Below are 19,492 nucleotides of genomic sequence, written 5' to 3'. Positions count from 1 at the left end.
CTCATGAAACAGATTGCTCTGATATCGGGGCTGATACTTGGCCTGACGGCACAATCGGTGCCGGCACAAGCGACCTATCCCAGTGGTAAGGCGGTTGATTGCTACTGCACCAACACCCAAGGCCACCGCGTCGAGCTGGGCCAAACCATTTGCATGAAAATCGGCGACCGTATGTTTCAGGCGCAGTGCCAGATGTCGTTGAACGTGCCGATGTGGCGCGAGGTTGGGCAAGGCTGCCAGACCTCAAGCTTAGACAGCGATGCCAATGGTGCCTAAAATCTCGCGCAACCGTTTGCGGTTTACCCCCATATCCGATTTGCCAAACCGCAACCGGCTATAGAATGTCGCGCGGGTTTGATCGTCTGACAGCGCAGCGGTTGTGTAGTCGGGAAAGCCCCAAAGCAACGACCGCGTCACATAGATCCGCTGCCTGTCCACCACACCCAGTCTGTGCGTGCGCGGCTGCGCCATCATGGCGGTGTCAAAGCCATCCAGAACAGCATCCGGTGCGTTACCAACCTCCGCTACCACCCGAAAGCCACCCTCCTTAGGGTATGTACCGGGTGCATTTGCATTGGCATCCACCGTCCAGTTCTCGGCGTCGCTGGGCGCAAAGCGGATATAGGCTTGCAGTCCTGCAAACACCAAGACCGCGACCCAAAAGAAACTCATCATTCGCGTTGCTTTCATTTTGCCTTGTAAACTCCCCGCGGAGCGTCCGGCAGGTCAACGGTATGCAACACCGGGAAGGATGCACATGATTTCAAACAGGATATTTGCGCCGGTCAGCGCCGTGTTGCCTGTCGTGTCATAGGGCGGCGACACCTCGACCAGATCGGCCCCAACAATGTTCAGCCCCTTCAACGCCCGGATCAGTTCTAACGCTTGCGGGGTGGTCAGGCCGCCGATTTCCGGCGTACCGGTGCCCGGCGCATAGGCGGGGTCCAGACTGTCGATATCATAGGTGACATAGACAGACGCGTCGCCGATATCGCGTCTGATTTCGGCCCCTAGTGGTGACAGGCTGCGGTGCCACAGCTCTTGCGCGGGAAACTGCTGAAAGCCCCAGCCGGTGGCTTCGGTGAAATCATCCGCGCCATAGCCGGTGCCGCGCAGGCCGATTTGATAGGTTTTATGAGGGTTAATAAGGCCTTCCTCATAGGCACGGCGAAACACGGTGCCGTGGGTCTCGCGTTCGCCGAACATATCGTCGTTCACATCCGCATGGGCATCCACATGGACCAAGGCCAAAGGTCCGTGCCGTTTGGCCATGGCGCGCAGAATGGGCAGCGTAATCGAATGATCCCCACCAATCGCCAAGGGCATCGCGTCTGACCTTAAGATTTCGGTGTAACTATCTTGAATAATTGACAAACTATCTGAAAGCGAAAACGTGTTGATCGCCAGATCGCCGATATCTGCGACCTGAAGTGAATCAAACGGTGCCGCCCCGGTGCCCAGATTATAGGGCCGCAGCATCGCGCTTTCTGCCCGGACTTGCTTGGGGCCAAAGCGGGTGCCAGATCGCCATGACGTGCCGATGTCCAGCGGAATGCCCAGAACCGCGACGTCCAACCCCTTGAGGTCATTTGCAGCGGGCAACCGCATGAAGGTGTTCGGGCCTGAAAAGCGCGCCAGATCATTGCCGCTGATAGGTTGATTTTTTACGTTCATCTGTTCCGCATTCTCCATCCCAGCAGGCACAGGATCTCGGTCGCCACATGGGCACCTGCAATGGCTGTGGCCCCGGTTGTATCAAAGGGCGGTGATACTTCGACCACATCGCCGCCCACAATATTGATCCCCGCCAGATCACGCAACATGATGGCGCATTGCGCCGAGGTCAAACCGCCCCAAACCGGTGTGCCGGTACCGGGCGCAAAGGCTGGATCAAGTGCGTCAATGTCAAAGGTCAAATAGCAAGGCCGGTCGCCAAGTATTTGTTTTATCTTGGTAACTGCCGCTTGCGGCCCTTTTTCATGAACCTCGCGCGCGTCAATGGTGGTGACGCCCAAAGTATCGGGGTTCGTGGTTCTGATGCCCACCTGAAGGGATGTCGCCGGGTCAACGATGCCAGATTTTACGGCCTTGTAGAACATGGTGCCGTGGTCGATCCGGTCCATATCGTCGTCGGGCCAAGTGTCGGAATGTGCATCAAATTGCAGCAGGCTGATCGGCCCGTATTTTTCTGCATAGGCCTTGAGGATCGGAAAGCTGATATAGTGATCGCCTCCCAGCACCACGCTTGCGGCACCGGCATCCAATATCCCCTTGATATGTTTGGTCAATGTGGCGGGGAACTGGCTGGTGTGGCCATAATCAAACGCCATGTCACCATAATCGGCGATGGCACATTCGCTCAGCACATCGAAATCCCAGCCATAGGGCGGATCATAGGGTTGCAGGCTGGACGCCTCGCGGATCGCACGCGGGCCAAGCCGGGTGCCGGTGCGGTTTGTCACCGCCTGATCGAACGGCACGCCCGTCACAGCAATATCAACGCCCGTCAGGTCCTTTGTATAGCGGCGGCGCAGAAATGAGGTCGCCCCGCCAAATGCATTTTCAAAGCTGGGCCCCTTCAGATCATCGCGGGTAAAAGCCTGATCTACTTGTGTTTTTGCGTCTTCTAGCGCCATTATTTACCCGCCGCCGGTTGTAGCTGTTCAACCAACTGCACAAAGAACGACGCGCCCACGGGGGCCACATCATCGTTGAAGTTGAATTTGGGGTGGTGCAATCCGGCACCCTCGCCCGCGCCGAGGAAAAGATAGGCACCGGGACGTTCTTCCAGCATATAGGCAAAGTCTTCGGCACCTGCGACACGGGGGAATTCGGCGTCGACATTTGCGTCGCCTGCAACCGTCCGCGCCACATCGGCAGCCAGCGCTGTCTGTTCGGGGGCGTTTTGGGTGCTGGGGTATCCGACCTCGTAATCAAGTGCTGCGGTCACGCCATAGCTGGCCGCTTGGCCTTGTACGATTTCCTCCATCCGGGTGCGGATCAGCGCCTGCACGTCCTTGTCAAAGGTCCGCACGGTGCCGTTGATCATCGCCGTGTCGGGAATGATGTTGCTGGCCGAACCCGTGTGGATTTGTGTGACCGAGATCACCATTTCCTGCGCCGATGGCACGTTGCGGCTGGTGATTGTCTGGATCGCCTGAACGATGCCGCAGGCCGCGACGACGGGATCGGCGGTTTCGTGCGGCATGGCACCGTGCCCGCCGCGCCCGTTGATCTGGATAGTAAAGGAATCAACCGCCGCCATGATCGGCCCCGGTGTGGTGAAAAACGAACCAAATTCGGCCCCCGGCATATTATGGATGCCATAGACCTGCGCGATATCGAAACGGTCCATCATGCCTTCGGCACACATGACTTGGGCACCGCCGCCGTCTTCTTCAGCGGGTTGGAAAATAAGCGCGACGCGCCCCGCGAAATTGCGTGTTTCGGCCAGATATTTTGCGGCCCCCAGCAACATGGCCGTGTGCCCGTCATGGCCACAAGCGTGCATTTTGCCCGCATGGGTCGACGCATAGTCAACGCCGGTTTCCTCAAGGATCGGCAGCGCATCGAAATCAGCACGCAGGCCGATTGTGGGGCCATCACCGTTGCCATTAATGATTGCCACAATACCGGTTTGCGCGATGCCCTCGTGGATTTCGTCCGCACCCAGTTCCTGCAACCTCTCTTTGATAAACGCCGCTGTTTTTGGGCAGTCAAAGCCCAGTTCCGGGATCGTGTGCAGATGTCTGCGCCATTCTTTCATCAAGGGGGCGAAATCCGCGATACGGTTCACGACGGGCATTGGGTGGACTCCTGCATATATCTTGGTCAGGTTGCATCTGACACCAGACACGCGGGGGCTGCAATGGGCGAGACATCGAAAGATGCACTGATCTTTGATCAAAGCGCAGGGATTGAGCGGCTTTTGGAAATCATGCGCCGATTGCGTGATCCCGAAACCGGCTGCCCGTGGGATATCGAACAGGATTTCGCCAGCATTGCCCCCTACACCATCGAAGAGGCCTATGAAGTCGCCGATGCGATTGAACGCGGTGACTGGCCTGAACTGGAGGGCGAGCTGGGCGATCTGTTGCTGCAAACCGTCTATCACACGGCTATGGGCGAAGAGGACGGACATTTCACCTTTCAATCGGTGGTGCGCAATATCAGCGATAAGATGGTCGCGCGGCATCCGCATGTATTCGGCGATGAATCGCGTGATAAATCGGCCGATCAGCAAACCGCAGATTGGGAAAAGATCAAAGCAGCCGAACGGGCTGGCAAGGCCCAAGGCGGCGCGCTTGATGGGGTGGCTGTCGGCCTGCCAGCCTTGCTGCGCGCTTACAAGCTGCAAAAACGTGCGGCACGGGTCGGGTTTGACTGGCCTGATACCGGCGAGGTCGTCGCTAAGATCGCTGAGGAAGCCGCTGAGCTGGTCGAGGCCCGCGATATCCTGACCCAAGCAGAAGTCGAAGAGGAGTTCGGCGATCTTATGTTTGTGATGGCCAATCTGGGCCGGCATCTGGGCCTTGACCCAGAAGCGGCCCTGCGCAGCGCCAACGCCAAGTTTATACGCCGTTTCGAGGGTGTCGAGGCGCGGCTTGCGCAGATCGGGAAAACCCCAGAACAAAGCGATCTGGCCGAGATGGACGCGTTGTGGGACGCAGTGAAACAGGCGGAACGCAGCTAGATCAAGCGCTTGTGCTGGACAAGGACCGTCGCATCCGGCAAGGCTCGGGCAACATAAAAGACAGGAGATAGGCCATGACACCGCGCAAGATTATCATCGACACCGACCCCGGTCAGGACGATGCGGTGGCGATTTTGCTGGCGCTGGCCAGCCCCGAAGACATCGAGGTTTTGGGGATCACCTGTGTTGCGGGAAATGTGCCACTGGATCTGACGGTGCGAAACGCGCGGATCGTTTGCGAATTGGCGGCCAAAACGGACGTGAAAATCTTTGCCGGATGTGACCGCCCGCTGGGCCGTGAATTAGTCACGGCGGAACATGTGCATGGCAAAACCGGCCTTGATGGGCCTGTGCTGCCCGAACCCACAATGCCAATCGCAGATGGTCATGCGGTGGATTTTATTATCGATATGTTGCGCGAACACGCGCCCGGCACCGTGACGCTCTGCCCGCTGGGGCCGCTGACAAATATCGCGACGGCGCTGCAAAAGGCCCCCGATATCGCCAACCGCATTGCGAAAATCGTGCTAATGGGCGGTGGCTATTTCGAAGGGGGGAATATCACCCCTGCGGCCGAGTTTAACATTTACGTCGATCCGCAAGCCGCTGATATTGTGTTTAAATCCGGTGCGTCGATTGTGGTTATGCCGCTGGATGTCACCCACAAGGCGCTTGTTACGACCGCCCGCAATGACGCGTTTCGCAACATCGGCAGCCGCGTAGGGATCGCCGTGGCCGAGATGACTGAATTCTTTGAACGGTTCGACAAGGAAAAATACGGCTCTGAAGGGGCGCCGCTGCATGATCCTTGCGTGACCGCCTATCTGATCCGGCCTGAGTTGTTCAAAGGCCGTCATATCAACGTCGAGATCGAAACTGAGTCAAAGCTGACCATGGGCATGACCGTCGCGGATTGGTGGGGCGTCACGGACCGCGTGCCGAACGCAACCTTCATGGGTGATCTGGATGCGGACGGGTTTTTCACCTTGATAACCGAACGTCTGGCTAGACTGTGAGCGCCGCCTTTACCCTTGCCAAGCCCGAACATCTTGAGCGGTTGATTGCCTTGGTGGCGGCCTTTCATGCCGAGGAGGGAATTGAACAATCCGACGAGGATCGCCGCAACGCGATTGCGCCGCTGCTCGACGGTATTCCCCACGGCATCGCCTATTTGATGGGGCCACCACGGGCACCCATCGGGTATGTGGTGATCACCCTTGGCTGGTCGCTCGAGTTTGGCGGGTTGGACGCGATCATTGACGAAATCTATGTCCGCCCCGGCGTGCGCGGTCGCGGGATCGCGTCCGAGGCGCTGCTGGCGCTGCCCAATGCCTTGTCACAGGGTGGTGTGAAAGCCGTGCATCTTGAGGTCGACAAGGAAAATCAGATTGCGCAGAAACTATATACCCGTGCAGGGTTTAAGCCACGTGATAACTATATGTTCATGACGCGAAAGCTTTGATCGCACTGGCAAAGTAACTTTTGATCGTTATATCTAAGCCATGACATTCAGCGCCCCCTTCGATAACAGCTTTGCCGCGTTACCGGCCAGCTTTTACACCCGCATCACCCCGACCCCTGTGGCTGACCCCAAGCTGTTGGCTTTCAATGCTGATTTGGCCAAAACGCTTGGGCTCGGTGAGGCGGGGGACGAGGATCTGGCCTTTACCTTCAGCGGGAATGAGCTGCCGCAGGGTGCCGACCCGTTGGCGCAGCTTTATGCGGGCCACCAGTTCGGTAACTTCAATCCCCAGCTTGGTGATGGTCGTGCGATTTTGCTGGGCGAAGTCGTGGACAGCACCGGCACCCGCCGCGATATCCAGCTTAAGGGCTCTGGCCCGACGCCTTATTCGCGCGGCGGTGATGGACGTGCGTGGCTGGGTCCGGTTCTGCGCGAGTATGTGGTGTCCGAGGCAATGCATGCGCTTGGCATTCCCACCACCCGTGCCCTCGCTGCCGTCGCCACGGGCGAAGACATCTACCGCGAAACCGCCCTGCCCGGCGGTGTGTTGACCCGCGTTGCGGCCAGCCATTTGCGCGTCGGCACCTTTCAGGTCTTTGCCCACCGTGGCGAGGTCGAGAACCTGAGCACCCTTACCGATTACGCGATCGAGCGGCATTATCCCAACGCCGACGGCCCCATGGGGCTGCTGCGCGCGGTTTGCGCCGCGCAGGCCGAACTGATCGCGGCGTGGATGTCCGTTGGTTTTATCCACGGCGTGATGAACACCGATAACTGTTCGATTTCGGGCGAGACGATTGATTACGGTCCTTGTGCGTTTATGGATGCGTTTCATGCCAATCGGGTGTTCAGCTCGATCGACCGTCAGGGGCGCTATGCGTTCTCGAACCAGCCGCAAATGGCGGTGTGGAACATGGCGCAGCTGGCCACCGCGCTGATCCAGCAGTTGGACGACCCGGACGCCGCTGTCGCCGAGGCGACCGAGATTGTGCACGCCATGCCTGCACTGATTGAGGCGGCTTGGCTGAAACGCTTTGGCGCGAAAATCGGGATCGCTGAGCCGCTGGCAGAGGACGCGGCGCTGATTGATGATCTGCTGGCGCTGATGCAGCAAGACGGTGCAGACTTTACCAACGCCTTTCGCGCGTTGTCTGGCGAGACCCCACAGGATCAGTTCCTTGACCAAGGTGCCTTTGCCACGTGGCAAGCCGAATGGCAGGCGCGCATCGCATCAGAAAGCGATCCGGTGGCCGTGATGAATGCGGCCAACCCTGTGATCATTCCGCGCAATCACCGGATTGAGCAGATGATCCAAGCTGCCGTTGCCGGCGATATGGCACCGTTTGAACGCTTGATGAAAGCGCTGGCAACGCCTTATCAGACCACAGATACCGATCTGCGCCGCGCGCCGACGGATGGCGAAATCGTACCGGCGACGTTTTGCGGGACCTAATGAGCCACGCGCGGTTTGCGGTTGATCAGGTAAATCCCGAGGGCCACCAATATCAACGCGGCCCAGACCGATAGGGTGACGTCCTCGGACAGCAGCAACCAGCCAAGGATCACCGAAAACACCGGCGACAGAAAGCTGAACGAGGCCACGGTCGAGGCCGGATATACCGACATCAGCCAGAACCACGCCAGAAACCCGATGCTGGCAACCGCAATAATCTGAAAGGCCAACCCCGCGATATGAATCATCTGCACGTCGCGGATCAGGGGCCCGAACAGCGGGGCGATCAGCACCAGAATGGGCCCCGAGATCGCAACCTGGCACATCAGCTGCTGCGCAGGCGGCACCTTTTCCAGCGGGGTCGCGCGTACCAAAAGGGCAATGGCCGCCCAGCATACAGCAGCACCCAAGGCCAGCAAATCGCCTGTCCAACTTACATGTCCACCGCTGCGCGCGCCAAGCGCCACAGCCACGCCCGCCATGGCCAGCGCGAGGCCCACGATCTTGGCCCTTGTCAGGCGTTCGTCAGGCAGCATGAAATTGGCCGCAATCGTTACCCAGACCGGCATGGAGTAAAATATCACCGATGCCCGACTGACCGTTGTGGTGTCCAAGGCGATGAAAAGACAGGTGAATTCAAAAGTAAACAACAGCCCCGACAGCACGGCCCAGCCCCATGTAGGCCGTGGAAATGAAAAGCTGACCCCGCGATATTTCATCCAGAGCGTCAGGATGACAACCGCCCCAAGGGATCGGAACCCCGCCGCAAGAACCGGATTGAAGCCCCCATTCGTGACCTTGATCACGACTTGGTTAAAGGCAAGGTTCAGCGCAAAGGCGGTTAGCGCGAGCGCGCCGAATGTGTCGATTTGGGTTTTGCGGTCCATGCCCCCACAGACCCGCGTTAACCGCCTATTGTCAATCGCAATAAAACGCCGAGTTTCGCGCAGATGATCGCTATCTGGTTGTGTCCGGCGCTGATTTACAACACAATTCCGTGCATAATTTACCAACGGGGAAATCGACAAGATGAGCTTGATGAAAACTTTGGCCAAAGTGGCTATCGGCGTGGCCGTGGCCAAAGGAGCCAGCGCCATGATGAAGAAAAACGGCGGAGGTTCGGCCGGCACAGCGGGCGGTCTTGGCGGTTTGCTGGGCGGATTGGCCGGCGGCTCCGCAAGCGGGTCTTCTGCGGGGGGCTTGCAGGACATGCTGGGCGGCCTGATGGGCGGCAGTGCAGGGTCAGCTGGCGGTTTGGGCGGCTTGCTCAACCAGCTTGGCGGCAGCTCTGGTGCCTCCGGCGGCTTGGGTGGTTTGTTGAACCAGTTGGGCGGCGCTGGCGGGTCTGGCGCGTCCGGTGGCGGTCTGGGCGGATTGCTGGGCGGTTTGGCCGGTGCTGCGGGCGCAGGCGGCTTGATGGCAGGCCTTGGCGGATCAACCAGCGGCAAGCCCGAGCGTGAAGAAGCCGATTTCGGCGCGGTATTGAATTCGCAATTTGATGCAAACCCGACCCCCGCGATCCAACCCTCGCAGGACCAGGAAGTCTTGGCTGCGCTGATGATCGCCGCGATGATCCAAGCGGCGAAATCTGATGGCACATTTGATCAGGCAGAGCGTGAAAAGCTACTTAGCCATCTTGGTGATGTTGATGCCGAGGAAGCCGCGTTTGTAAACGCCCGCATGGATGCGCCCGTCGATGTCGATGGCTTGGTTGCGCAGACGCCCGAGGGCATGGAAGCGCAGGTTTACGCAATGTCCCTGCTGGCCATTGATCTCGATACCCAAGACGAGGCGCAATACCTGCATCAGCTTGCCAAGGGATACCGGATGAAGCCTGCGACCGTGAATGAAATCCACGCGCAAATGGGCGTGCCGTCGCTTTATACCTGATCCAGATAGCCTAAATGACAGCGTGAAAGCCTGGGCCTCAAACGGCTCAGGCTTTTGCCTTTTTAGCTTTCTTTTCCTTGGCGATGACATGTTCGGCCAGATCACGGGCAATGGCGAAGGCACCTTTGATCTTGTCCGCATCCGTTGCCCAATCGCGCTTCACAACGATCTTGTTGTCTTTGACCTTGGCCAACCCGCGCTGATCTTGGATGAAGGTTACCAGCCCCTCGGGTGAGGCGAATTTATCGTTGTGGAACTGGAGCGTCACGCCTTTTGGCCCGCCGTCCAGCTTGGCGATCCCTGCCCGTTTGCACATCGCCTTGATGCGGATCACGAGGATCAGCGTGTTAACCTCGCGCGGCAGCTTGCCAAAGCGGTCGATCATTTCAGCGGCAAAACCTTCCAGTTCGACCTTGGTGGTCAGGCTGGACAAGCGCCGGTAAAGCCCCAGACGCACATCAAGATCAGGCACATAGGTTTCTGGGATCAGTACAGGCACGCCCAGATTGATCTGCGGTGCCCATTGGCCGTCGTCGTCGATCACGCCCTCCAGCTCGCCCGCCTTGATCTTGGCAATCGCGTCTTCCAGCATGGATTGGTACAGCTCGAACCCGACATCGCGCATCTGGCCGGATTGTTCCTCGCCCAGCAGGTTGCCGGCACCGCGAATGTCCAAATCCTGCGACGCCAGTGTGAACCCTGCCCCCAACGTATCAAGGCTGCCCAACACCCGCAGACGTTTTTCCGCGGTGGCGGTCAGTTTGGCGCGCGGTTTGGTGGTCAGATAGGCGTAAGCGCGGGTTTTTGAGCGGCCTACACGTCCGCGAATTTGATACAGCTGCGCAAGGCCGAACATATCGGCGCGGTGCACGATCATCGTGTTGGCAGTTGGAATATCCAGGCCGGATTCAACGATCGTGGTGGCCAGCAGGATGTCGTATTTGCCGTCGTAGAACGCGTTCATGCGGTCATCCAGCTCGCCCGCCGCCATCTGACCGTGGGCGACCAGGTAGGTCAGTTCGGGCAGCTGTTCCTTCAGGAACGCTTCGATCTCGGGGAGGTCCGAAATGCGCGGCACCACATAGAACGACTGCCCGCCGCGATAATGTTCGCGCAGCAAGGCTTCGCGCAGGGTGACGCTGTCGAATTCGCTGACATAGGTGCGGATCGCCAAACGGTCGACGGGCGGCGTGCCAATGATCGACAGATCGCGCACCCCTGTCAGGCTTAGCTGCAAGGTGCGCGGGATCGGCGTCGCGGTCAGGGTCAGCACGTGGATATCGGTGCGCATCGCTTTCAGGCGTTCTTTGTGGCCGACCCCGAAATGCTGTTCTTCGTCAATGATCAGAAGGCCTAAGTTGTTGAACTTGATGTTTTTTGCCAGCAGCGCATGGGTGCCGATAACAATATCTACGGTGCCTTTGGCCATACCTTCGCGGGTGGCGTTCGCCTCTTTCGTGGTGACGAAACGCGACAGTTGACGGACCTCAAGCGGAAAGCCGCGGAACCGTTCGGCGAAGGATTTATAGTGTTGCCGCGCCAGCAAGGTTGTGGGCGCAATGACCGCGACCTGAAGGCCGGACATGGCCGCGATAAAGGCGGCACGCATCGCGACCTCGGTCTTGCCAAAGCCGACATCACCACAAATCAGACGGTCCATCGGGTTGCCGCTGGTCAGGTCGTCGACCACGTCGTTGATCGCAGACATCTGATCGTCGGTTTCGGTATAGGGGAAGCGTGCGGAAAACGCGTCCCACATGCCCGGAGGCGGATCCATGACTGGCGCGCGGCGCAGTGCGCGTTCGGCGGCAATACGGATCAGTTTATCCGCCATCTCGCGGATACGTTCCTTGAGCTTGGCCTTTTTCGACTGCCACGCCCCGCCGCCCAGCTTGTCCAGCAGACCCTCATCATGGCCGTATTTCGATAGCAGTTCGATGTTCTCGACCGGCAGGTATAGCTTTGAATTCTCGGCATATTCCAGCAGCAGGCATTCATGGGCAGCCCCTGCGGCGGTGATGACCTCCATCCCCAGATAGCGGCCGATACCATGGTCCACATGCACCACCAGATCACCCGGCGTCAGCGATTGCGTTTCGGTGAGGAAGTTTTCAGCGCGGCGCTTGCGTTTGGTACCCCGGATCAAACGATCACCCAGAATATCCTGTTCGGAGATAACAGTCAGCTTTTGCCCGTCGCCGGATAAAGGTGCCTCGAACCCGTGTTCCAACGCCCAAACCGCCTGATAAAGACCGCGTTTGCCGATGCGTGTGCCATTGGCGATGGGGATGGTTTCGCCCATGCCTTCGTCTTCGATCAATCCGGTCAGCCGCTCGCGTGCCCCTTCGGAATAGCTGGCGACGACAACGGGGCCTTCGCTTAACTTTACCTTAAGATGCGCTGCCAAGGCACCAAAAAGGCTGATAGATTCCTGCTGGCGTTCCGGCGCGAAGTCGCGGCCGATACGCCCGCCTGCGTCCAGAACATTCGGCCCTGTGGGCTGCGGCAGGGGTTTGAACTGGATCACCCGCTTGCCGATCAACGCCTGTTCCCAAGCGGTATCTGTCAGGTACAACCCTTCAGGCGGAGCAGGTTTGTAAACGTTGTCCATCTTGGACCGGTTCGCCATGGCCAGCCGCCGTGTCTCGTATTGATCGGCGATGCTGTCCCAGCGTGACAGCCGCTGCGCGGTGATCTGATCATCCAGCGTGACCGTGGCCGTGGGCAGATAGTCAAATATGGTCTCGAGGTCTTCGTGAAAGAACGACATCCAATGTTCGGCACCCTGATGTTTGCGCCCTGCGCTGATCGCCTCGTAGAGCGGGTCGTCCGTGCCCGCCGTCCCAAACTCGATACGGTAGTTCTGTCGGAAACGGGTGATCGCCGCCTCGTCCAAAATCACTTCGCTCACGGGGGCGAGTTCAATCAGGTCCAGCTTTTCTGTGGTACGTTGGGTCAGCGGATCAAAACGGCGCGCGCCATCCAGTGTATCGCCGAACAAGTCCAGCCGCACGGGGCCCAGATCGCCGGGCGGATAGATGTCGATAATCCCGCCGCGAATTGCGTAATCACCGGGTTCAGTCACCGTTGGGCTTTGCACAAAGCCCATGCGCGCCAGAAAGTTGCGCAACGCGGCCTCGTCAATACGGTCGCCCACACGCGCAGAAAACGCAGCATCCCGCAGTACGGACCGTGCGGGCAGCCGTTGCGTCGCGGCGTTCAAGGTGGTCAGCAGGATAAACTGGTCCGGCATCCCATGCACAAGCCCCGCCAGAGTCGCCATGCGCCGCGCCGAAATATCAGCGTTGGGCGACACGCGATCATAGGGCAGACAATCCCACCCCGGAAAGGTAATCACAGGCACATCGGGCGCAAAGAAACGGCAGGCCGCCTGCATCGCCGCCATCCGCTTGTCGTCGCGCGCGACATGGATCACGGGGCGTTTGTTTTTGGTCAGCTCGTCCAGCAAGGCGCGGGCATCAAAGCCTTCGGGAACCCCTGAGAGCGTTATCTGAGCAGAATTCGACATGACGTGTCAGTTGATCCTTGGGCGATGTTTGTCAACCGCCGAACGGACCCACATAGAGGTTTTGATACATGCCCCAGATCGATGTGACGAAAATCGAGATGATCCCGATGATCTGCGTATAGAGACGATGGCGCGACAAACGTTTGTGCAACAAGTCACCGGTGGCGGATTCCTCGAATATCTGCTGGGCCGTAGAAACGTTCAGCAATCCGATCACGGACAGTGGAAACGCAAGAAACAACACGGCTTGGGCAAATTCGACGTCGTAATAAAGCGCCAATATGAACAGCACCGTCAGGACAAAGCTGGTGAGCGCCAAAATTAACATCCCGGAAACCTGCGTAATATAAAGCGTGCGGTTCACATTGATGCGGACCATGTCTTCGAGATCGATTTGGGTTTGCTCTCCGAAGCGGCGCGCCCGCAGGACCATATCATAAGGGACGCCCAAGACCCAGTGGCTGACCGACGACCATAGCGCAGCCAGCACAATCCAGAACCAAAGGTTTGAGAACGACCGCGTGTCGATCACTTCTAAGATTGTCTGGTACAAGTTCAAGGAATGCCTGTCTTTGCTGGTAAATAACTCGATCTGCGGCATTTCCTGCCGCTCTTACGCCCTCATAGCCGTGCTTGGTGCTAATTCCTAGCCTTGAGCCGTACAAAAATAAATGCAAAGCCTTGTATCGAAACATCTAAGGTATTTTGCATGAGACCCCAACAAGCCGCCTATCCCGCCACACGGTTGCGCCGTACCCGTCAATCTGCCGGTATCCGGGCGCTGGTGCGTGAAAACACGCTTGAGCTGGGGGATCTGATTTGGCCGGTTTTCGTGCGCTCTGGTGAAGGCATTGAGGAACCCGTCGCGTCTATGCCCGGCGTGTTCCGTCGCAGTGTCGACAAAGTGGTCGAAGCGGCGCGCGAGGCGGCTGATCTGGGGATCGGGGCCATGTGCATCTTTCCCTATACCGGGATCGAGGATCGGACAGAGGATTGCGCAGGCGCTTGGGATCCTGAAAACAACGCCAACCGTGCCATTCGCGCCATCCGCGAGGCAGTGCCAGAAATGGTGATCATGACGGATGTGGCGCTGGATACCTATAATATCAACGGCCATGACGGGTTTGTCGAAGACGGGATTATCGTCAATGACCGCACGGTCGAGGCATTGGTAAAGATGTCGCTGGCCCAAGCCGAGGCGGGCGCGAATATCATCGGACCGTCTGATATGATGGACGGGCGTGTCGGTGCCATCCGAGCAGGTCTGGAAGCTGCGGGCCACAGCGATGTGATGATCATGAGCTATTCCGCCAAGTACGCGTCAGCATTCTATGGGCCATTTCGCGATGCCGTAGGTGCCTCCGGGGCGCTGACGGGCGACAAGAAGACCTATCAAATGGATTACGCCAACAGCGACGAGGCTTTGCGTCTGATTGAACGTGATCTGCGCGAGGGTGCAGATATGGTGATGGTCAAACCCGGCCTGCCCTATCTGGATATTTGCCACCGGGTGAAAACCACCTTTGGTGCGCCGACATTCGCCTATCAGGTGTCGGGTGAATACAGCATGATCAAGGCCGCCGCGCAAAATGGCTGGATCGACGAAGAGCGTGTGATGATGGAAAGCCTGATGGGATTCAAGCGTGCGGGCTGTGATGGTGTGTTGACCTATTTCGCGCCGCAAGTGGCCCGTTTGATGGCGCAGGGGCGCTGATCAGGCGCAAAAGCCGTCGCTTGAGGGCAGTTCATCGCCGGTTCACGGCCTAAAATGGTGACATCCTCAATTTTTCGGCATAAGGTCGCGCATAAGTCGGGACAAACCGGCACAGGCAATTACAGGCATAGTATTATGAACAATTCTTCTTTTTCGCGCCGCGCGTTTGCGTTGGGCGCACTCGCAACTGCCGGGACCGTGGCAGCCTGCGGTAATGGGGTTGGCAGCGGCGGCAGCGGTTTGATCGATGCGCGGGCGGATGCAACCCTGCAAGAAATGTACCGCCAGTTTCCCAACACCCAACAGCTGGCTGCGAAATCAAATGGCATGCTGATCATGCCGTTGGTGACCGAGGCAGGCTTGGGTCTGGGCGGCGGTTACGGGCGGGGCGCGCTGCGGATCAACAACGTCTCGGTTGATTATTATTCGATGACCAAGGCGTCAGGCGGTTTGCAAATCGGCGCGCAGCAATATGCCCATGTTCTGTTTTTCATGACCGAGGACGCGCTGAACAGTTTCCGGCGCTCGCCCGGTTGGGTCGCCGGGGCGAATGTCGAATATGTGATCGATACTGTGGGCGACAGCGTCAACGCTGACACGACCACGTCGCTTTCGCCGGTTCTGGCCGCTGTGTTTGGCCGCGCTGGTCTGCGCATCGGTGCCACCCTTGAGGGCAGCAAATACACGCGCATTATCCCCTAAACGATATGGCCCGGCCCGCAGCAGCTGCGGACCGGGCTTTGCCCTTAGCCGACGGCGTTCAGACGTTTGATCAGGCTTGAGGTGTCCCACCGGCCACCGCCCAGTTTCTGCACATCCTTATAGAACTGATCGACCAGCGCTGTGACCGGCAGGCTTGCTTGGATTTCATCTGCGGTGTCCAGACAGATACCCAGATCCTTGCGCATCCAATCCACTGCGAAACCGTGGTTGAATTCATCGTCCAGCATCGTCTCGAACCGGTTGGACATTTGCCAGCTGCCTGCGGCACCTTGGCTGATGACTTCGACAACATCACGGCCATCAAGCCCGGCTTTCTGTGCGAAATGCAGCGCCTCTGACAGGCCCTGGACCAGCCCGGCAATGGCGATCTGGTTGCACATCTTGGTCATCTGGCCGGCACCTGTGTCGCCCAAACGGCAGCAAATCTTGGAATAAACCTCCATGATTGGCAGGGCGCGATCAAAGGCCCCCGCGTCACCGCCGCACATGATCGACAGCTGGCCGTTTTCCGCCCCCGCCTGCCCGCCCGAAATCGGCGCATCAATAAAACTGATCTGCGCGGCATTTGCGATGTCATACAGCTCGCGGGTTACGGCGGCGGAAACGGTTGTGTGATCGACAAAAATTGCCCCTTCAGCCATGCCGGCAAAGGCCCCGTCATCGCCCACACAAACAGACCGCAGGTCATCATCATTGCCCACACATGAGAACACGATATCGGCCCCTTGCGCCGCGGCGCGCGGGGTTTCCGCCATGTCGCCGCCATAGGTGTCGGCCCATTGGCGGGCTTTTTCAGTTGTGCGGTTGTATACGGTGACCGCGTGGCCCGCTTTTTGCAGATGACCGGCCATCGGCCCGCCCATTACTCCCAGTCCCAGAAACGCGAGTTTTGCCATCGTCTTTTCCTTATCTATTAGTTGCGCTATTGGCTGGTATAACATCTAACAGCCCACAGAGTTTGGTCAATCAACTGAGGGGTTTATTCAGGAGCACCCAATGGCAGTGGTATTTAAGTGGCTTATGCGTCTGGCCACCTTGTTGATTGTCTTAACGGTGGTCGCCGTTGTGGGCATTTATTGGCTCGCGTCGCGATCTTTGCCCGAATATGACGACACGGTTGTGGTGCCAAATCTGCGCGCCGAGGTCGAGATCGTGCGCGACAATGCCAATGTGCCGCACATTTTCGGTCAAAACGATCAGGACGTGTTTTATGGTCTGGGTTTTGCCCATGCGCAGGATCGCCTGTGGCAGATGATCACCATGCGCCGCACCGTTCAGGGGCGCCTGTCCGAGGTGTTCGGCACGGCGACAATCGGGATTGACCGCTTGCTGCGCCGGTTCGATCTCTACCCCCTTGCGGTGCGATCGGTCGACGCCCTAGACCCCAAAACCCGCGCCGCGCTCGAAGCTTACTCCGCAGGCGTGAACGCACGCCTCGACCAGATCAACTCAGAGGCATTGGGCCGTGGTGCGCCTGAAATGCTGATGTTTGATGTGCCCGTCGCCCCGTGGCGCCCCGCAGATTCACTGGCCATGGCAAAATTGATGGCGTTGCAGCTCTCGGGGCATTTGGCCGCAGAGGTGAAGCGCGCACGGACGTCGCTTGCCCTGCCCGATCAAAAACGTCTGCTGGATATTCTGCCAGACGCGCCAGGCAGCGGCATTGCGGCCCTGCCCGAATACGCGGCCCTTGTGCCTGGGCTGCCGCAATTTGCCGAAAACATCCCCCTTGATCGCAACCCGCTGTCGCCGTTCAAGCCCTTTGACCTTGCCGGTGCGTCCAACGCGTGGGCTGCGGCGCGCGATCGGTCTGCGTCTGGCGGCACGTTGATTGCCAATGATCCGCATCTTGGTTTTACCGCGCCCAGCATCTGGTATCTCGCGCGGTTGGAACTGCAATCCGGCGGCGTGATCGGCGGCACCATTCCGGGCCTTCCCGTGGTGCTAACCGGCCGCTCCGCCGCCTTGGGGTGGGGCATCACATCGTCCTATGCCGACGATCAGGACATCTATGTAGAAGAGCTGAACCCCGAAAATCCGGAAGAATACCGCACACCAGACGGGTTCAAACCCTTTGCCAAACGCGCGTCCATCATCACGGTCAAGGACTCCGATCCCATCACCCTGACGCTGCGCTGGACGGATAATGGCCCGGTGCTGCCCGGCAGCCACTACAACCTTGCGGCCATTACCCCGCCCGGCCATGTGGCAACCGTAAGCTGGACGGCGCTTAGCCCCGCCGACACGTCGCTTGCAGCCGCCATGGCGCTGATGGAGTCGAAATCGGTGGAAACCGGTCTTGCTGCCGTAGCCGATTATATCGCGCCGTCGCAAAACCTGACGCTGGTGGATTCCGAAACGATTGCGATGAAAACCATCGGGGCGCTGCCCGCCCGTGACCCGGCCCACCAAAGCCAAGGGCGTCTGCCAACGGTTGGCTGGAACGCCGCAAACCGTTGGCAAGGGGTCCTGCCCTATGCGTCCAACCCTGAATTTGTGGCACCGCTGGGTGGTATTCTGGGTAACACCAACAACAAGACGCTGGACCGACCCTTCCCCAACCATGTGTCGTTTCTATGGGGCGATACGCAGCGCATTCAACGCTGGCGCAATCTGATGCAACGCAGACAAGTCCACACGCGCGACAGCTTTATTGAGGCGCAGCTGGATACGGTCAGCTTTACGGCGCGCAGTTTGCTGCCGCTGATCGGGGCCGAGCTGTGGTTCACCGGAGAGGCCGCCGCCGAAGGTACCGCTGAGCGTCAGCGCGAACGCGCGTTGATCCTGCTTGCCGGATGGTCGGGTGAGATGAACGAACACCTGCCCGAACCGCTGATCTATGCTGCGTGGCTGCGCGCCCTGCAAGACCGCCTGATCCAGGACGAACTTGGCCCGCTGGCGCAGGAGTTCGACCATGTTGAGCCGCTGTTCATCGAACGGGTGTTCCGCGATGTCGATGGTGCCGCTGTCTGGTGTGACGTGCTGCAATCGGCACCAGTGGAAACCTGTCCTGACATGGCGCGGCTTGCCCTTGATGACGCGCTGATCTGGATCAATGAAACATGGGGCAGCCAGCTTGAATCCTTGCGATGGGGCGATGCGCATCAGGCCACGCATGATCACCCCACGTTGGGCGAGGTGCCAATCCTACGCTATTTCGTCAACATCCGCCAATCAACCTCAGGCGGCGATAACACCCTGCTGCGCGGCCGGACGAAAGGCACCAGCCCCGATCCGTTCTTTAACGTACACGGCGCAGGATACCGGGGCGTCTATGATTTCGCCGATCCGGATTCGTCGGTCTTTATCACCTCAACCGGCCAGTCCGGGCATTTCCTGTCGCGCTACTATGACAACCTCGCCCAGCTGTGGCGGCGCGGCGAATATATCCCCATGTCGCTGGACGAGGACCTGGCCCGCGCGGCTTCTGTGGGCGTGACCAAACTGATCCCCGCGCAACCATGAACCGCGTGATCCTGTTCAACAAACCCTTCGGGGTGCTGTCGCAATTCACCGACAAAGGCACCGAAGGGTCGCCGCGTCCGACCCTGTCGGCCTATATTGACGAAAAGGGGTTCTACCCCGCAGGCCGCCTTGACCGCGACAGCGAAGGCCTGATGGTGCTCACCGACAGCGGACCGCTACAGGCCCGGATATCACACCCCAAATACAAGCTCGCGAAAACCTATTGGGTTCAGGTCGAAGGAACCGCGGACGACGCAGCCCTGAATGCCCTACGCAGCGGCATCACACTTAAAGACGGTAAAACCGCCCCCGCCACAGTCAGTGAAATCGACGCGCCCGGAAATCTCTGGGGCCGTGACCCACCCGTGCGGTTTCGTAAATCCGTACCCGATGCATGGCTTTCGATCACCATCACCGAAGGCCGCAACAGACAGGTGCGCCGCATGACAGCCCATGTAGGCCTGCCGACACTTCGCCTGATCCGCGCCCAAGTCGGCGACTGGCAGCTCAACAACATGCAACCCGGCACATGGCGCTTTTCCTCAGAAACAGGGCGCTAATTC

The 19,492-nt window shown here is 58.8% G+C and carries 18 protein-coding genes; 10 read left to right on the top strand and 8 right to left on the bottom strand.

What is annotated here, in order from left to right; translation table 11 throughout:
- The first annotated feature begins 3 nt into the window (after positions 1-3).
- On the top strand, positions 4-276 hold the full coding sequence (locus BM347_RS03695; RefSeq protein ID WP_245764172.1) for a hypothetical protein: 273 nt from the start codon (positions 4-6) through the stop codon (positions 274-276).
- Here BM347_RS03695 and BM347_RS03690 read toward each other — a convergent pair.
- The 4 genes from BM347_RS03690 to BM347_RS03675 are packed head-to-tail and all read right to left on the bottom strand — an operon-like array spanning position 250 to position 3,805.
- The gene (locus BM347_RS03690; protein ID WP_093915030.1) at positions 250-675 is read right to left on the bottom strand and encodes a DUF1499 domain-containing protein; all 426 of its coding nucleotides are present in this window, start codon (positions 673-675) and stop codon (positions 250-252) included. The two genes, BM347_RS03695 and BM347_RS03690, sit on opposite strands and share 27 nt — an antisense overlap.
- Positions 676-726: 51 nt before the next feature.
- The gene (gene speB / locus BM347_RS03685; protein ID WP_093915410.1) at positions 727-1,674 is read right to left on the bottom strand and encodes an agmatinase; all 948 of its coding nucleotides are present in this window, start codon (positions 1,672-1,674) and stop codon (positions 727-729) included.
- Positions 1,671-2,636: an agmatinase gene (speB, locus tag BM347_RS03680; protein WP_093915029.1), complete on the bottom strand. Its 966-nt coding sequence runs from the start codon at positions 2,634-2,636 to the stop codon at positions 1,671-1,673. The genes speB (BM347_RS03685) and speB (BM347_RS03680) overlap by 4 nt, the downstream gene beginning before the upstream one ends.
- Positions 2,636-3,805, bottom strand: coding sequence for a M20 aminoacylase family protein (locus tag BM347_RS03675; RefSeq protein ID WP_093915028.1), 1,170 nt, complete (start codon positions 3,803-3,805; stop codon positions 2,636-2,638). Before BM347_RS03675 ends, speB (BM347_RS03680) begins: the two co-directional genes overlap by 1 nt.
- Before the next feature lie 63 nt (positions 3,806-3,868).
- On the opposite strand from BM347_RS03675, the gene mazG reads away from it, so the two are divergent.
- The 4 genes from mazG to BM347_RS03655 all read left to right on the top strand — a co-directional run bounded on the left by mazG (position 3,869) and on the right by BM347_RS03655 (position 7,608).
- The gene (gene mazG, locus BM347_RS03670) at positions 3,869-4,693 is read left to right on the top strand and encodes a nucleoside triphosphate pyrophosphohydrolase (protein ID WP_093915027.1); all 825 of its coding nucleotides are present in this window, start codon (positions 3,869-3,871) and stop codon (positions 4,691-4,693) included.
- 74 nt (positions 4,694-4,767) lie between these two features.
- Complete coding sequence (locus tag BM347_RS03665; protein WP_093915026.1) at positions 4,768-5,709, top strand: nucleoside hydrolase; 942 nt, start codon at positions 4,768-4,770, stop codon at positions 5,707-5,709.
- Positions 5,706-6,155 (top strand): GNAT family N-acetyltransferase, encoded by a 450-nt coding sequence (locus BM347_RS03660; protein WP_093915025.1) that lies wholly within the window; start codon positions 5,706-5,708, stop codon positions 6,153-6,155. Before BM347_RS03665 ends, BM347_RS03660 begins: the two co-directional genes overlap by 4 nt.
- Before the next feature lie 40 nt (positions 6,156-6,195).
- Positions 6,196-7,608 (top strand): protein adenylyltransferase SelO, encoded by a 1,413-nt coding sequence (locus tag BM347_RS03655; protein ID WP_093915024.1) that lies wholly within the window; start codon positions 6,196-6,198, stop codon positions 7,606-7,608.
- On the opposite strand, the gene BM347_RS03650 is transcribed toward BM347_RS03655, so the two are convergent.
- On the bottom strand, positions 7,605-8,495 hold the full coding sequence (locus BM347_RS03650) for a DMT family transporter (protein WP_093915023.1): 891 nt from the start codon (positions 8,493-8,495) through the stop codon (positions 7,605-7,607). The two genes, BM347_RS03655 and BM347_RS03650, sit on opposite strands and share 4 nt — an antisense overlap.
- A 142-nt stretch (positions 8,496-8,637) precedes the next feature.
- Here BM347_RS03650 and BM347_RS03645 point away from each other — a divergent pair, with 142 nt between their 5' ends.
- Positions 8,638-9,498, top strand: a complete 861-nt coding sequence (locus BM347_RS03645; RefSeq protein ID WP_093915022.1) for a DUF533 domain-containing protein — start codon at positions 8,638-8,640, stop codon at positions 9,496-9,498.
- 46 nt (positions 9,499-9,544) lie between these two features.
- On the opposite strand, the gene mfd is transcribed toward BM347_RS03645, so the two are convergent.
- Both mfd and BM347_RS03635 read right to left on the bottom strand, forming a co-directional pair.
- Positions 9,545-13,027: a transcription-repair coupling factor gene (gene mfd, locus BM347_RS03640; protein ID WP_093915021.1), complete on the bottom strand. Its 3,483-nt coding sequence runs from the start codon at positions 13,025-13,027 to the stop codon at positions 9,545-9,547.
- Between the two features lie 31 nt (positions 13,028-13,058).
- The gene (locus tag BM347_RS03635; protein WP_093915409.1) at positions 13,059-13,586 is read right to left on the bottom strand and encodes a component of SufBCD complex; all 528 of its coding nucleotides are present in this window, start codon (positions 13,584-13,586) and stop codon (positions 13,059-13,061) included.
- A 150-nt stretch (positions 13,587-13,736) separates the two neighbouring features.
- On the opposite strand from BM347_RS03635, the gene hemB reads away from it, so the two are divergent.
- A complete protein-coding gene (gene hemB / locus BM347_RS03630) occupies positions 13,737-14,741 on the top strand; it encodes a porphobilinogen synthase (protein ID WP_093915020.1) in 1,005 nt (334 codons plus the stop codon).
- A 135-nt stretch (positions 14,742-14,876) separates the two neighbouring features.
- Entirely contained in the window at positions 14,877-15,443 is a 567-nt protein-coding gene (locus BM347_RS03625; protein ID WP_093915019.1) for a lipid-binding SYLF domain-containing protein, read from the top strand.
- Between the two features lie 44 nt (positions 15,444-15,487).
- On the opposite strand, the gene BM347_RS03620 is transcribed toward BM347_RS03625, so the two are convergent.
- The gene (locus BM347_RS03620) at positions 15,488-16,405 is read right to left on the bottom strand and encodes an NAD(P)-dependent oxidoreductase (RefSeq protein WP_281247835.1); all 918 of its coding nucleotides are present in this window, start codon (positions 16,403-16,405) and stop codon (positions 15,488-15,490) included.
- Between the two features lie 55 nt (positions 16,406-16,460).
- Here BM347_RS03620 and BM347_RS03615 point away from each other — a divergent pair, with 55 nt between their 5' ends.
- Entirely contained in the window at positions 16,461-18,929 is a 2,469-nt protein-coding gene (locus tag BM347_RS03615; RefSeq protein ID WP_093915017.1) for a penicillin acylase family protein, read from the top strand.
- Positions 18,926-19,489, top strand: coding sequence for a pseudouridine synthase (locus tag BM347_RS03610; RefSeq protein ID WP_093915016.1), 564 nt, complete (start codon positions 18,926-18,928; stop codon positions 19,487-19,489). Before BM347_RS03615 ends, BM347_RS03610 begins: the two co-directional genes overlap by 4 nt.
- The last annotated feature ends 3 nt before the right edge of the window (positions 19,490-19,492 follow it).

It is taken from the genome of Sulfitobacter marinus (genome assembly GCF_900116285.1).
In the GTDB taxonomy this organism is placed as follows: domain Bacteria; phylum Pseudomonadota; class Alphaproteobacteria; order Rhodobacterales; family Rhodobacteraceae; genus Sulfitobacter; species Sulfitobacter marinus.
The sequence above is the reverse complement of the archived record's forward strand: the minus strand, read 5'-3'. Positions and strand labels throughout refer to the sequence as shown.

Bases quoted from the DNA above. Each gene is read 5' to 3' on its own strand.
- BM347_RS03695 (WP_245764172.1), top strand. From the start codon at position 4: ATGAAACAGATTGCTCTGATATCGGGGCTGATACTTGGCCTGACGGCA.
- BM347_RS03690 (WP_093915030.1), bottom strand. From the start codon at position 675: ATGATGAGTTTCTTTTGGGTCGCGGTCTTGGTGTTTGCAGGACTGCAA.
- speB (WP_093915410.1), bottom strand. From the start codon at position 1,674: ATGAACGTAAAAAATCAACCTATCAGCGGCAATGATCTGGCGCGCTTT.
- speB (WP_093915029.1), bottom strand. From the start codon at position 2,636: ATGGCGCTAGAAGACGCAAAAACACAAGTAGATCAGGCTTTTACCCGC.
- BM347_RS03675 (WP_093915028.1), bottom strand. From the start codon at position 3,805: ATGCCCGTCGTGAACCGTATCGCGGATTTCGCCCCCTTGATGAAAGAA.
- mazG (WP_093915027.1), top strand. From the start codon at position 3,869: ATGGGCGAGACATCGAAAGATGCACTGATCTTTGATCAAAGCGCAGGG.
- BM347_RS03665 (WP_093915026.1), top strand. From the start codon at position 4,768: ATGACACCGCGCAAGATTATCATCGACACCGACCCCGGTCAGGACGAT.
- BM347_RS03655 (WP_093915024.1), top strand. From the start codon at position 6,196: ATGACATTCAGCGCCCCCTTCGATAACAGCTTTGCCGCGTTACCGGCC.
- BM347_RS03650 (WP_093915023.1), bottom strand. From the start codon at position 8,495: ATGGACCGCAAAACCCAAATCGACACATTCGGCGCGCTCGCGCTAACC.
- BM347_RS03645 (WP_093915022.1), top strand. From the start codon at position 8,638: ATGAGCTTGATGAAAACTTTGGCCAAAGTGGCTATCGGCGTGGCCGTG.
- mfd (WP_093915021.1), bottom strand. From the start codon at position 13,027: ATGTCGAATTCTGCTCAGATAACGCTCTCAGGGGTTCCCGAAGGCTTT.
- hemB (WP_093915020.1), top strand. From the start codon at position 13,737: ATGAGACCCCAACAAGCCGCCTATCCCGCCACACGGTTGCGCCGTACC.
- BM347_RS03625 (WP_093915019.1), top strand. From the start codon at position 14,877: ATGAACAATTCTTCTTTTTCGCGCCGCGCGTTTGCGTTGGGCGCACTC.
- BM347_RS03620 (WP_281247835.1), bottom strand. From the start codon at position 16,405: ATGTTATACCAGCCAATAGCGCAACTAATAGATAAGGAAAAGACGATG.
- BM347_RS03615 (WP_093915017.1), top strand. From the start codon at position 16,461: ATGGCAGTGGTATTTAAGTGGCTTATGCGTCTGGCCACCTTGTTGATT.
- BM347_RS03610 (WP_093915016.1), top strand. From the start codon at position 18,926: ATGAACCGCGTGATCCTGTTCAACAAACCCTTCGGGGTGCTGTCGCAA.